The 14572-nt window shown below is 52.9% G+C and carries 8 protein-coding genes and 1 tRNA gene; 7 read left to right on the top strand and 2 right to left on the bottom strand.

The window, feature by feature from the left end; all coding sequences use genetic code 11:
* Positions 1 to 57: 57 nt before the first annotated feature.
* A tRNA-Val gene (locus PT279_RS06610) sits at positions 58 to 131 on the bottom strand.
* A 199-nt stretch (positions 132 to 330) separates the two neighbouring features.
* Between PT279_RS06610 and PT279_RS06605 the strand changes: the two genes are divergently transcribed.
* The 3 genes from PT279_RS06605 to PT279_RS06595 all read left to right on the top strand — a co-directional run bounded on the left by PT279_RS06605 (position 331) and on the right by PT279_RS06595 (position 4015).
* Entirely contained in the window at positions 331 to 2103 is a 1773-nt protein-coding gene (locus PT279_RS06605; RefSeq protein ID WP_277166587.1) for a serine/threonine-protein kinase, read from the top strand.
* Positions 2100 to 2813: a hypothetical protein gene (locus PT279_RS06600; RefSeq protein WP_277166586.1), complete on the top strand. Its 714-nt coding sequence runs from the start codon at positions 2100 to 2102 to the stop codon at positions 2811 to 2813. The genes PT279_RS06605 and PT279_RS06600 overlap by 4 nt, the downstream gene beginning before the upstream one ends.
* A gap of 134 nt (positions 2814 to 2947) precedes the next feature.
* On the top strand, positions 2948 to 4015 hold the full coding sequence (locus PT279_RS06595; protein ID WP_277166585.1) for a leucine-rich repeat domain-containing protein: 1068 nt from the start codon (positions 2948 to 2950) through the stop codon (positions 4013 to 4015).
* Between the two features lie 1888 nt (positions 4016 to 5903).
* Here PT279_RS06595 and PT279_RS06590 read toward each other — a convergent pair.
* Positions 5904 to 6485, bottom strand: a complete 582-nt coding sequence (locus tag PT279_RS06590) for a hypothetical protein (protein ID WP_277166584.1) — start codon at positions 6483 to 6485, stop codon at positions 5904 to 5906.
* A gap of 156 nt (positions 6486 to 6641) precedes the next feature.
* Here PT279_RS06590 and PT279_RS06585 point away from each other — a divergent pair, with 156 nt between their 5' ends.
* The 4 genes from PT279_RS06585 to PT279_RS06570 all read left to right on the top strand — a co-directional run bounded on the left by PT279_RS06585 (position 6642) and on the right by PT279_RS06570 (position 14572).
* Complete coding sequence (locus PT279_RS06585; protein WP_277166583.1) at positions 6642 to 9050, top strand: Ig-like domain repeat protein; 2409 nt, start codon at positions 6642 to 6644, stop codon at positions 9048 to 9050.
* A 150-nt stretch (positions 9051 to 9200) separates the two neighbouring features.
* Positions 9201 to 9494, top strand: a complete 294-nt coding sequence (locus tag PT279_RS06580) for a WXG100 family type VII secretion target (protein ID WP_277166582.1) — start codon at positions 9201 to 9203, stop codon at positions 9492 to 9494.
* An 80-nt stretch (positions 9495 to 9574) separates the two neighbouring features.
* Positions 9575 to 14173 (top strand): type VII secretion protein EssC, encoded by a 4599-nt coding sequence (essC, locus tag PT279_RS06575; protein WP_277166581.1) that lies wholly within the window; start codon positions 9575 to 9577, stop codon positions 14171 to 14173.
* A gap of 30 nt (positions 14174 to 14203) precedes the next feature.
* Complete coding sequence (locus PT279_RS06570; protein WP_277166580.1) at positions 14204 to 14572, top strand: DUF4176 domain-containing protein; 369 nt, start codon at positions 14204 to 14206, stop codon at positions 14570 to 14572.

Genomic DNA, 14572 nt, shown 5'->3' with positions numbered 1-14572 from the left:
GTCTCTAATCAAAAAATGAACCCTTGAAATCATTGCGATTCCAAGGGTTCGAATGTGTGGGCAATAAGGGATTCGAACCCCTGACATCCACCGTGTAAAGGTGGCGCTCTAACCAACTGAGCTAATTGCCCGAAGACCTCATTTACTCTACCGCAACCGTTGCCCAGCGGGGTGTCGGCAGATTGGCGTGCCGTGCCGCTGGCGGCGAATAATGGTAATTACGCCTAAGATTGTATATTATAATAAAAGTCATTTAGATATGATATTTTGAATCTAGTGTAATCGGTTGATATCGGTCAAGACCGGCGAAGCTTTTATAGGGAGAAGCTGGTGGCGAATAAAGGCAACAGATGGGTCGGCAAGCATTACGAATTGCTGACGGAAATCGGGCACGGTGGCATGTCCACCGTGTATTTGGCGCTTGACGCCACGCTGCATAAGCAGTGGGCCGTCAAGGAGATTCGTCATATCCCGGACAAGGAACAGCGCAAGTTCATCATCGACGGCCTGATCAGCGAAGCCAACCTCATCAAGACCTTCGATCATCCCGCCATTCCCCGTATCGTCGATCTGATTGAGGAAAACGGCAGTCTTTATATCGTCATGGACTATATCGAAGGCGAGACGCTTTCCGCGCTGGTTGCCAAGGAAGGCGCGCAAAGCGAGGAGCGGGTGACCGCGTGGGGCATCCAGCTATGCGACGCCCTCGATTACCTGCACCAGCGCATCCCGCCAATCGTTTACCGTGATATGAAACCCTCGAACGTCATGGTGACCCCGGAAGGCGCCGTCCGCATCATCGATTTCGGCATTGCCTGCGAAATACCGCCGAAACGTGGCGAACTGCCCAAAGACTATGAAGCGCGAATGGGCACGCCGGGTTACGCCGCTCCCGAGCAGTACGACGAGTTCGGCCGTTGCGATGCACGTACCGACGTTTATGGCTTGGGCGCGTTGCTCTATGTGTTGCTTACCGGCAAGCCGATCGAAGGCGAACCCTACAAGGCGGCTCCGTTGCGCCAGGTTTTGCCGTCGGCTTCCGTGGGGCTGGAACGTGTGCTGAGCAAGGCCATGCAGCATGATCCGGATCAGCGATATCAGGATTGCGCGCAATTTGCCTACGACCTTGAGCATTATTCCGATAGGGACACGAAACGACGCAAGACCATGCAGATGAAATGGCGTGCGTTCTGTGTGCTGTGCGTGGCGAGTGTCGTCGCTTTGGTATCAGGCGGTGCCACGATGGCGGCCGGGGCGGTCAATGCGAATTCGAATTATGACCTGCAGATGAGCCTGGCCGCACAGTCGACGGACAATAATGATGCCGATGCGCATTACGTCACGGCCGCGAATATCAGACCAAGTGCCATAGACCCGTATGAGGGGCTGATCAAGCGTTATGAATCCGACGGGGTGTTCAGCGCTTCCGAGGAACACCAGTTGCAGCAATCGCTCGACGACCATTCTGAGGTTTTGCAGAAGCAGGGCGGGAATTGGGGGCGTCTTTGCTTCGACGTCGGCAAACTTTATTGGTACTACTATTCGGTTGATCCTTCGAAGAGTCCCGACGTGGGAAGCGATTCCAACGCGCAATCGCAGTATCTGCGTATCACCGCCGCCTCGCATTGGATGAACGTAGCTGGTAACACGAATTTCCGGGATCAGAAGCTGGCCAAGCTTTATGCCACCATCGCAGATTTCAATACCTCGATAGTCCCGTTGATCAACGAGGGGTCGGACGCCGGAAAGTATGCGCCGTACTTCAAGAATCTGAACTCGCTCATGCACATGATGCAGACGAGCAGCAACGATGTCATGAAGCTTTCGACCGTCAACACCGTGCTTGAAGCGTTGCGTACCTATCCGCGCAAATTCCGTGCCGACGGCGTTAGCCAGGACCAATTGAACAAGGCCATCGATGTGGCGCAGAATCTTTCGCAAGGCGTCGATCCCACCACGGCCAAGTTGCGGCAGGCAAAGGACCAGGCGACCGGCTCCATCGCGCCTGCCAGGCAGGCGGTGGCCGAGGCGTTCGTGGATATCGCAGGAACCAATGATGCAGGCGGTGCCGCCAATAACGGCGGGAAGGAGACCAGGCTATGAGTTCGGGATTCAAGATTACCGCTGTTGTGCTGTTCTCGCTGGCCGTGGTCTGCGCCATCGTGGCCGTCATTTTGTATTTCGCTTGGAACATCAGGGCCATCCGTGACACGTTGACCGGCAAGACCGCAGAACGCCGCATCGCCGAGCTTCGCCGCGAAAGCGGTCGTTGGAAGGTCGATTCCAGGCGCTCTGAGGTACAAGAGAATGAGACGCCTTGGCGTGCCGACCAGATACACGGTGGATCTGATTCGGAGGCGTTGGGCGGCGGCTCACCTTTCGTTGGGGATTCGATATCTGCTGAGTCTTCTGCTGGGTCAGAGGATGAGGAAAACGCTGGAACCACATTGCTGGGGCAAAGTCGGCAAGCCGACGGTGCCGAGGCGGATGGAGAAGAAGGGCTTTCAACCACCCTGCTTGGGCGAGATCGACAGGTCGGCGTTGACGACGAAGAAGGCGCGACCACCCTGTTGAAGGGTTCGAGCAAGGGCAAGCCCGTTGCATCGCATAAGGCGGCTGAAGCTGAAGATGAGGATGAACCCTCGACAACCTTGCTTGGCGGTGCCTCTTCTAGTTCTGCGGATGGCGATGATGAGAAGTTTTCCACGACGTTGCTTGGTGGCGCTTCGAAGCATTCGGCAGATGACGGCGATGAAGAGCCCTCAACAACCTTGCTTCGTGGCAGCAAGCCGAAAGGCGGCGGTCAACGATGACGGGGACTTGTAGGGTAGCGCCTTCGCCTGGTTGCTTTGGCGGATGACTGCTTGGTTTTAGGTTTTTGCAATTTGTTGGTTTCGGGCGGGCCTGAGTGGTTTTGGTCTGACCGATTGATTGAAAGGAAAAGAAGATGAGGTTTTCAAGGAAAGGCGTGCGCAGGTCGTTGGCGGCCTGTGCAGCGGGCGTGGCCGCGGTGGCGATGTTGGTGCCGGGTTCGGCGAATGCCGTGGAGACGCGGGGCAATTGTGTGGTGGGTACGAGCACCATCGCCCAGTGCTTCCCGGACACGAGGCTAGCCGCTGATGTCGCGGCCAAGGGCGGGGTCGCAGTCGGCGACGTGTTTACTCAGCAGGTCGCTGACAGCGTCGTTTTATTGCGAAACCATTATGTTTCGTTGCAAGGGGTTCAGTACCTCACTAATCTGGGTTACCTGGAGACCGCTAATACTACGTTAAGCGATCTTTCTCCATTGGCGGGCTTGACTCAGTTGACTCATTTGAATGTGTCGTATAGTTCTGTTTCGGACATTTCCCCGCTAAGGGGGTTGACGAATCTGACGACGCTCGCTCTCGAGCGTGATGAGATTACCGATATCTCTGTTCTTTCCGGGTTGACGCAACTGAGGGACCTGTCGGTCGATGGGAACCACATCGCTGATCTTCGTCCGCTAAAGCCGTTCGCATCCCGATCTGACATGATTAATTTGTACGCCCCTGAGCAGATTCCGGCTATGAATCCTCAGCCGGCTGCGACATGGCTGCAAACTCCGAGGGGCTTGGATGGGGAATATATTCGCCCGACGACCATCACCCCGAGTTCCGGGGTCTTCGATCCTGTAACTGGTGTGGTCAGTTGGACCGGCCTGAATGAGGGAGACTCGATAGGTTTTGTTGCTGATTACCATTTCCCTAACCAACCACCCAATATGTATAACTATGATTATAACAGTTTTACGACGTATTCCGTTTCTGGCCCGTCCGTGCCTTCGGCGGCTCCGACCCCGTCTTCTACTCCGGCCCCGTCTTCTGTCCAGAAACCGGTTTCTGGCAACCCTGTTTCTGCCAATGTGCAACAGCCGAAGGCGGCCGCTTCGGGGTCTCTGGCCGAGACAGGTACATCGGTGCTCGGCATTGCCGGTATGGGGGCGTTGGTGATGCTGCTCGGTGCAGGCCTGTTCATGGCACGTCGTCATGCCTGAGCGTCAATCCCATTGACGGATTGGCTTCTATGGTTTGAAAGATTTTCAGTTTTATAGATAAATGATGTGAGGAATTAGAATGAGAAACAAGCATTTTCATGCTGTCCGTACAGCGGTTTGTGCGGTTGCGTTGTGTGCCGTGTTCGGATGCGGTGCTGCTGTTGCGGCGTCAGCTGCGGGGAATTCTTCGAGTTCTCAGCCTAATTCCTCGCAAACTAATTCAGTGATAGGCCCTCAAACCGATCCGGCAACAGGATCGCAGCCTCAACCGGCTGCTCCTTCACCGGGTTCCGACGCTTCTCCTGTGACGCCGCAACTTCCCAATGTTCCCGATAGTGAGATTGCTGTGGCTCCTTATGCGAGAAATCCACAAAACAATCTCGCTTCGCATATCAAGATCACTTACGGTAATTCAGAAACGGATCTGGATGCTCATTACTCGGGGAACTGGTGGAGTAATGACGCAAATAGTCAGGATCCACAGTACGACCCATTACGTATTTGGGCGAACAAAGATCATCCGAAAATAACGGTAACAGTGGATTCCGCTTCTGCCGCCCAAGGATACCAAGTCTCCAAGGATTCTCCTGTAATCAAGGGCGGGGAAAAAATTTTTTCTCCCAGCAACCCGAATTTAAACAGCGTAACTGTCGAGCCAATTCTTTCGGATCAACCAATGTACGTATATGTTCGAATTGGATCCGGCTTTGCTGAAGCCCCGGGGACCGGAGCTCCGGTGACCTTTAAAACAGGACAATTCGTAAAACTTCCGATTTACGCAGATACCCAAGTTCCTGACTTTACTGTTTCTTCTAGTGAAATACACTATGCTGATGATCTTAACCCAGATGGGATAGTGCCCTTACAAAGCTCATCAAAAGATTCCAGTGGCATCGGAATCACGATTCAGGTCAGAGCTTCAGATCCACAGCAAAAAATACAGTCAACTTCGGGTCAACCGGATACTTTTGCCCCGGCTTCGGGTCTTGTCGCCGGGCAGAAGATAAATGTTCAGTACCCCGATTCCGGTAATGCTTTAAAAAATATTGATACTGAAACTTGCGCTATCAACCCTGATTCTCAATGTGTTCAGTTCACAATGAATCTGGACATGTTGGTGAAACTCAACTATATACAACGTAATCAATATGGTCAAAGCGTCGCTGTGAATCTGGGCAAGCTTGTTTTTTCGGTTTCTGATAGAGCGGGCAATAACTCGTCCTCTTCTCTTGCTGATATGCCTGCATTCAAGCAAAATAACATAAAGAATTGGAACATATATAATACGCCGAACAAAATGGATTTGCCTAACAATATCACCGAAGTAATTACACCTTTGGATGATTCTGGTAATTTTCCCGATAATCCTTTGATTAATTCTTCCACTAATCCAGAAATAGCTCCATGCTCAAATTACGATAACGGGGTTTGTACGCAAAATACCGTAAAAGCACATTCTGTTATGGTGACTGCACGGTTCAAGGGAAAGTTCCAGACACTCATTTATCAGTTGAGGAATTTTGATCCGAGGCTTACTTATACGTATACCGATACTACTTCTGTCCCTCTGAAACCAATAACATCAGATCCAATTGATATTTGCCCAGTCTCTGGAAAAGATAGAAGCTGCAAAGATTTAACTGGAATTGAAAAAGAATATTCCACGATGCTTCTCCATGAAGGTGGATATACAGGAGTGGAATTCACCCTTTCCTTTAGGAAGTCTGCCAATTTACCGGGGCAAAACACCGATGATGGGAACGCTTCACGTGAGTTTTTGCCTCTTCCTGAAGCGAATGTTCTTGTAGATGGCACAGGTCCAAAAGTAACGGGTGCGAAGCTGGATTTGTCGCCTACTGCTTCCAGTGATAATTCGTTCAGTCAGAAGCTATCCGGTAACAAGTCGATACAGGTTCTGGCGACTGTTGCGCAAAAGCCGATGGCATACAACATAAGGATGCAAGATATATTGCCAAAGGATATTTCCGCGGACAACATATCCGTTATGAACGAGAAATGGACGTCCCAAGTCAAGCTTACCCATAAATCTAACCCTGAGAAGAGCAACGAGTCTTGGATTGAGTATCGAAAGTATGATACATATGCAGAAGTCCTCGATGCCGCGAAACGGGAGGGAAACGGCCAAGAACAAGCTTGTGCGGCGGATGATGGCTGTCATTTGACGCATATTGATCTGACCGAAGACAAGTTTGACACTGCCAGTGGTTGGCTGAACAATGAAAATACGCTGAAATTTAATGAGGATGGCGCATACCTGCTTTCTGACATCGTTGTGCATGCCGCCGATAACGCCGGCAATGTGAGCGAGAAAAAGTTCAGTCAGCTCACTGATGACGGCAATGAAATAATCGTAATAGATGGGCAAAAAGACGATAAAAAGGCAACTCTTCAGGTTTGCGACTTGATAAAAGACAAGCAGAAAGGTTGCACGGACGGCAATACCTGGCACAGAAATTCTGCAGCGCTCAAAGTTACTGTGAATGACAAATGGTTCCCAGTTGCTTCCAGATTGTCGGCCAACAAAAGCATGCTTGCTCCTGAACCAGGAAATCCGGGTGAAGTGTCTTTGGGAGAATTCACAGCAGGCGAAGGCGATAACTGGATTATGAATGTGCAGTTGCCGACTAACGGCAGCGGAGAGGGCGCAGGCAGGACCGTGGAAGGTCGATACGGCTTCAAGCTGACGTATCAAACTATTGGAGGAGTGTCGATTCAGAGTCCAAATCTTGAATTTGGTGTGGACTACACCGCGCCGCGGTTCTCCAAGGTTGATTTCGAGCCTGCCAGTCCTTCGCAATGGAACTGGGTCTTTGCGACTCAGCCGGAGATTATTAACATATCTGCGGCTGATGATGTTTCGGGTGTCTGTAATGTCAACGACGGGCAGTGCCAGGGCACCGGCCCTGCATTCCATGGAGTGTTTTCCGAACAGGGGACCAATAGTCCCAATAGCAAGATCGATAGCCGCGATACAGGCAATCACCAGACAGACGTGTCGGTGAGTTTCGGCGACGATTCTGAGCGGTTGACGCTCAAGGGCTCGACCCTGCACATCAGCGACAGGGCAGGCAACGTCAGCTCGCTGGATTTGGGTGACACGGTGATGCCTTCCGGCTATGTCGCGGACAAGGACAAACCCAGACTGCTCTCCAACCTGCCGAAGGGCACCACGGGTATCGCGATCGATACCAAGACCCCGACGATCGGTGTGGTCTACGACAACAATGACGTGCGCAACGGTAAGTATTACAAAGCCAATCGCACGGCGACGGTGACCATCAATGAATCGAACTTCGACTTCATCAAGGACAACGACAAATACCGCGATATCGTCGTCACCCAGGCTGACGGCTCGAAGATGACGGTCGATGCCGACAAGTTCGCCAACCCGAACAAGGACGGCTCGACGTGGGTGGCGCAGGTGCCGTGCGACCATGATGCCGACTGGGCCTTCGACGTCTCGCTGACCGATCCGGCCGGCCATGTCGCCGTCCCGTTCCATGACGAATTCACCATCGACACGCAAAAGCCGGTACTCGAGATGAAATTCGACAACAACGACGCCGAGAACGGCAACTATTACAAGGCCGTGCGCACCGCAAGCATCAAACAGACGGAGCGCAACTTCAGCCCTGCCGACACCGCGGTGACCGTAAGCGCGAAGGACGCCAACGGGGTTGCAGTAACCCCTCCGGCCGCGGCCCCCTGGTCCGAAGCGAACAAGGATTACGAACGCACCACTTCGGTGCCGTTCATGGGCGAGCTGCACTACTCGATCAAGGTGACGGCCACCGACCTGGCGGGCAACACCGCCGAGGCCGTCGAAGAGCCTGAGTTCGTCATCGATTTGACCAAGCCGAAACTGGCAATTAGCCAGGTCGCCGACAAGACCGCCTACGCGGGCAAGGTGACGCCGCAGATTGATTTCAGCGACACCAACTTCGACCCGATGTTCGCCGATTACACGCTGACGCGCACCAGGAACCCCGACCCAAGCAAGAAAGACCAGAACGCGAAGCGCGGACAGTCGAACGACAACGATGTCTTCCTTGAAAGCCAGGAACAGGACAGCAGCACGTCAAAGTCCGTCGCCCTGCCGGACGTGGAACACACCGTCGACAACGACGACGTTTACACGCTCGACGCAAAGGTCAAGGACAAAGCGGGCAACGAGAGCGAGCAGAAGGTGGTGTTTAGCTTGAACCGCTTCGGTTCCAACTACATCCTCGACGGGGCCACACAGAACATTCTGGGTCGCTACATCAAGGTTCCGCAGGAGGTGCACGTCACCGAGATCAACGTCAGCGGTCTGAACTTCGACAAGTCGCATACGGAACTGGTCCACAATCAGAGCGTCAGGTCGATTTCGGCGGCGCAGGACTACCATCTGGTCAGCGATCAGACCAGCGGTTGGCAAGAGGACACCTACGATTTCCCGGCCACCCTCTTCAATGGCGATGGCTATTACCGGCTGCGTCTGTCTTCGGTCGATGCTGCGGGCAACCTTTCGCAGAACACGATGAACAAGAAGAACGAGGCACGCAACGGTGACGCCCAGATCAACTTCGCAGTGGACCACGACAAGCCGACGGCCTCGGTGGACGAGCTCAAGAGCAACGCTGTGGTCTATGTGCCTTCGCGCGACCTTGTGGTCGATGCCAAGGACGACGTGGCGCTCAAATCGGTCAAACTCAAGGTCGATGGGCGAACCGTGGGGCAGTGGAAGGGCAAGAGTACGCTCTCCCCGATGAGCCGGCGCCTCGATGCCGACCAGCACGAGCACGTCGTGGAGGTCGTATCCACCGATATGGCTGGCAATAGCACAACGGCCGTCTATTCCGGCATCGTGGTGGCCACGAGCTGGTGGGCCTACATGATGGCTCGCGGGCTTCTGCTGCCACTGGTCTTCGGCGGCATCATCGTGGTGGCGCTTAGCGTTATCGGCGCTGTTGTAGCGGTACGCCGCCGCAAGTCCGTCGCCTACCGAAGGAACGTCTTCAGGCACTCTAGGTAGGCCGCATCATCCTTCGTCGGCTGCCGTTGCTTCGCTTTCATGACTATTGGGGTGATGGCGGCCGGGAAGGATAACCATCAAAGATTTTGCGTCGAAATCCGGCGCAAGCTCTTCCGGTCCAACCGGGGGAGGCAAGGAAAGGAAATTAAAATGGCAGGACAGATTCGAATTACGCCGGAAGATATGCATGCTCAGGCCGGTAATTATCGTAAAGAAGCTGACAACGTCAACAATGTAATCCATAATATGGATACTCTGCTCCATACATTGATGGGCGAATGGGAAGGCGCTGCGAGTAGGTCATATAATGACCGTTATCAGCAGTTGAAGCCCGGCTTTATTCAGGCCCGTGACCTCATTAATGAAATTGCTGCTGCTCTTGATAAGACGGCTAATACTTTGAGCGATACCGATAACGCCATCGCCAACGGATTCCGCGGCTGAAAGTTTTCAAAAGCATGCTTGGGGAAGTATTTTGCTTCCCCAAGCATTGATACGTATCGCGACTATTTTCGGAGATTGACATGCTGCTCACTGTTCTTGCAGATAACAGGATTCATACATTGACCTTGGCTGATAAGGCATCGGGAATGCAATGGATAACTGTGCCCTTGCGAAATGGCGAGCAACGTGTTGCCCGGGTAGAGGCACACGATGGCTCATGGGTGTTGTCGCCCAGAAAAGGGAGTCGGATGGTGGATTCCGCCGGACGACAGACAGATACTGCTGTATTGCTAGCTTCGAAGTCTTCCGCGTATGCGATAGATGATGGCTCAATGCCGGTTTCGGTGATTGCTCGTAACGCCACGGAAAATGACAAGACGTTTACCATTACGGGCTTTGTTGCGGAGACAACAGTGACTATCGGCAGAGCGCCGGAGTGCAGCTTTGCTTATGAATCTCCATATGTATCCACTAAGCATGCGAGCATAAGATTTGTGAAGAACCAGTTCGTTCTTACGGATTTGAATTCGGCGAACGGCACTTATGTCAATGGTGCAAGGGTGCCGGCAAATTCCCCTGCAATATTGAATCCCGGGGATGTCATAGAAATACTGGGATTGATCATCACTGTTGGTTTCAAGTTTTTAAGCTACAATCATCCTGATGCGTTGAAAGTACAGAATAATCCTGCACTTGCCGCCTATTGGGAACCGCCTCAGCAGAATACCGACAATGGCGAGGAGCCGTCGCAAGATACCGAAGATGCAGATTATTTTTATCCTGCACCGCGTTTTAAACGTGATATCAAACCTTTTAAACTTACCGTTGACGCCCCTCCTGCAGCGCAGAAACCGGATAAGACCTCCATTGCAAGCAAGATAGGACCTTCGATGGTCATGGTGCTTGGAGCGTTGGTTTCCGGGTCGGTGATGGCTATGAGGATGCAGCAATCCAATGGATCGATACTCACCGCGATTCCCATGTTGGTAATGGCGGTTTCCATGATTGCGGGCAGCATCTTATGGCCGATTATCAATCGGCATATGGAAAACAAACAAATTGCCGGTGATGAGAAAAAGCGTAGACAACGATATGCCGAATATCTCGATCAAGTACGTGCACAAATTGCGAACGAGGCAGCGACGCAGAAGGCAATTCTCCATGAGAATCGGATCTCGGTGCAGGAATGTGTCAATCGGGCGCTTAGACATGATCCTCGCATGATGGATCGGACTCCTGCCCATGACGATTTCCTTGAACTGAGACTTGGCGTGGGTACGCTTCCACTTGCCGCGGAAATCAAATATCCTGACGAGCATTTCTCCATCGAAAAAGATGACCTTTCTGAAGTTGTCTACAAGTTGGCGAAGGAGCCTACAGATATCACTGAAGTGCCTGTTTCGGTCGAGTTGCGAAAGAACGCGGTTATAGGCATTTGCGGCAGCGGGGTTTCAGCACAACAGTTTCTTTTTGGTCTTGTGTCGCAGCTGGCGGCTTTGCACTCTTACGAGGACGTTAAGCTGGTATTGATTTGTAATCCCGATGAACGCGAGCAATGGGCGTGGGCACAGGCGCTTCCCCATATCTTCTCGAACGATAAAAGCGCTCGTTATTTTGCAACTTCAATGGAAGAGGCCAGTGAACTTTCTCTTGAGCTGGGAAAGGTGGCACAGCAACGTCGGGAAGAAAAGAAGGAAGACAAGGCGATTCCGTTACCTTGTTATGTAGTATTATGCACTTCAAAGAAATTGATGGAGAAAAGTGAGTTCATCGATGACTTGGCTCGCCACCCTTCACCCGGATTTACGTTGGTGTGCATGTCCGCCGAACGCAAGGATTTGCCAAAGCAGTGTACTTCGATTATCGAGCTTTCAGAGAGTGAAGGTGTTATCTCCAACGTCGCAGACAGCACTGGTACAGGTGTGAAATTCATTCCTGACATAGCCATGGGAGCGGATGGATGTCTGAAATTGTCGCATGCGTTGGCTTCAACACGTTTGGATATTGCCGAGTCTCATATGGCGTTGCCCGATTCGCTCGGGTTTATGGATATGTACAAGGTAGGTAACGTTGAGCAGCTAAACGTTCGGAAGCGTTGGCAGGAGGCTAGGGCCTCTGAAACGTTGGCTGCACGAATTGGGTTGGACCCGCAAGGTGAACCTTTCTATCTGAATCTCCACGAAAAATTCCATGGTCCGCATGGCTTGATTGCGGGCACAACCGGTTCTGGAAAATCAGAGTTCATTATTACGTGGATTCTGTCGATGTGTGTGCAATACTCGCCTGAAGAAGCGGCGTTCGTATTGATTGATTATAAAGGCGGCGGTTTGGCCGGTGCTTTTGATAACAATCGTTATCGTTTGCCTCATCTTGCAGGGACCATCACCAATCTCGATGGTGCCGCTGTCACTCGCAGCATGGTGTCAATACAAAGTGAATTGAAGCGGCGCCAGGCTTTGTTTAATGAAGCTCGTGAGGCCGCCGGTGGGGACAATGTTGACATTTATGATTATCTTCGCATGTATCACGAGGGGAAAGTTAAAGAGCCTTGCCCACATCTGTTCATTGTGGCAGATGAGTTCGCTGAGTTGAAGCAGCAGGAACCTGAATTTCTGGACGAGTTGGTTTCGGCTGCTCGTATCGGTCGTTCACTGGGTGTGCATCTGGTGTTGGCGACGCAGAAGCCAAGTGGCGTGGTCAATGATCAGATTTGGAGCAATTCCAAGTTCAAGGTGAGTTTGAAGGTTTCTGATGCTGCTGATTCCAAAGAGATGATTCAGCGGCCAGACGCGGCGGAATTGACACAGGCCGGAAGATTCTACTTGCTTGTAGGCTACAACGAGCTCTTCGCTGAGGGACAAGCGGCATATTCGGGTGGCCCTTACCGTTCTTCCGAACAATACGAGGAGCCAGTGGACGATGCTGTAGTGCTTATAGGGGATACCGGTCGGAAACTTTCATCGGCGCATCCTGCATCAAGGTCTGCTTTTGCCGAGTCGAGTACGCCAGAACTCGTGGCAGTGCTTGGGCATATTTGTGACGTTGCGCGTTCAGAAGGGCTCAAAGCGCGACAGCTATGGCTTGACCCCATTCCTGCTTTGGTTAAAGTTGAGGATTTGGAAAGTACGCATGACACTGGGATCGGCAGGCATGCTTCGGAAAATTCTGAGCAGGATGAAAAACATGATGGTTCTGATTACATTTTGGAACCAATTGTCGGTGTTTTGGACGATCCGGAGCATCAGGAGCAACGCGTGCTTTCGCAGCCGTTGACAGCAGGCGGAAACCTTGTGATGTATGGCGGTGTGGATTCCGGAATAGAACAGGTGCTGCTCGCGATGCTGTTCGACTTGGTGAAGACACATGACGCATCGCATTGCAATATTTACGTTCTTGACCTTGGTTCCGAGGCGTTGGGCGCCTTGCGCAGAGCTCCGCAGGTAGGTGATGTGGTGGTCAATGGTGAGGACGAGAAGGTGCTACGGCTGTTCGACATGTTGGAGTCGATGGTCACTGAACGTCGTGGGCGGCTGGCCCCATATGGTGGTTCATTCGACCGGTATGTTTTGGAACATGATGACATGCCCTCGGTGGTGTTCGTGCTTAATGGTGTGGCGGCGTTCACAGAGCTGTATGAGCAGACGCTGATGGACCGGCTGGTGCGTCTGTCGAGGGACATGCCGCGCGTGGGAATGACATTGATCGTGGTGGCAGGAACGGCGAATGAGATTCGTGGGCGGCTGAGGTCGAATCTGAAGAGCCGTCTGGTATTCGCGTTGGATGATCCGGACGGGTATATGGAGGTTCTGGGCTCGATGCGAGGCGTGGTTGCCCCTTCCCGCTTCGGCCAGGGGCTGGTTCGTCTTGGCGAGGTGACGTACCTGTTCCAAGGGGCGCAGGTGCTGGGTCGCGGTGGTGACGAGTACGGCTATGTGGAGCGCGCTTGCGCCGGCATGGCAGGGGAGGTTTCCGGAAGCGCTGTTGGAGTTCCTGTTATGCCTGAGAGAGTGGATGCCGGGTATTTAGCGGGGCATTGCGGCGAGGATGTCGATTTCCCGTTTGGCGTGTATGAGGGCGATTTGACGCTCGCGGGCTTTGATTTCCGTGAACGTCCAATCGAGCGTGTTGTGTTCAACCGAACAGCTGATGGTCTTGCTTTCGTCAGGGCGTTGTTGCGCTTTATGTCTGCCAATCCGAAGTGTGATCTGGCGTTGTTGGATGTTGGCAAGAAATTTGCCGATCTGCCCGGATGTTGCTCGTTCGAGACGCAGGATGACGGTGCGGCGCTCGATTACCTGTGCGCGTTGGGCGATAGTTCTGACCGGTCGCCAATGAAAATGGTGTTTGTTTCGGGAATGTCGGGTCTATTATTGCGTGGTTTGCCGGACAAGACAGCCAAGGTAACGGATTTCTTGACTTCCCTTGATGGCAAGGGAGCCGCTGTGGTCCTGTTCGATACGCCGAATGATGCGATGTACGGCTCAGATTCGTGGTTCACGGCTCATTCCTCGTCGTCGAACGGCGTGTGGGTCGGCGCCGGGCTTGACGGACAGAACTGTGTGCAGCATACCTATGGTGTCGGCGAACGGGTCGATCCGAAGGTTAAGGCCCCGTGGGGCTATGTCGTGCTGGATGGCGGGCCGAGGAAGGTAAATCTTCTGGCTTGTGGAGACGAGTAAACGAAGGAACTAACAAAAGGAGCGGTTGTTATGGAGCGTGTGGATTTCTTGCCGTTGGGTTCGGTGTGCAGGGTGAAGGGCATCGACGGCCGGATGATGGTGATCGCCCGGGGCGAGCAGGTAGGTTTCCCGGACGGACCGCGTTATTTCGATTATGGCGGCTGCCTGTGGCCTGAGGGGCTGGTCGGCGACCGCATGGCGTATTTCAATCGTGAGGGCATCGTCGAGGTTGTCCGCCGGGGTTTCTCCGACGAGGAAGACAGGGAATACGTGAAGAAGACGAATGACGCGATTGCCCAAATAGATTTGCCGCGCGGCAACCCGCCGGAAGATGTACAAGATGCCGAGCAGTCGGATGGAACCGGTAGGTCTGCAGTCGACGTAAACCAGGAGGTCTGA

The sequence above is a fragment of the Bifidobacterium sp. ESL0784 genome, assembly GCF_029433295.1.
Lineage (GTDB): Bacteria > Actinomycetota > Actinomycetes > Actinomycetales > Bifidobacteriaceae > Bifidobacterium.
Note: the sequence above shows the minus strand (reverse complement) of the source record. Positions and strands in the feature narration are given on the sequence as shown.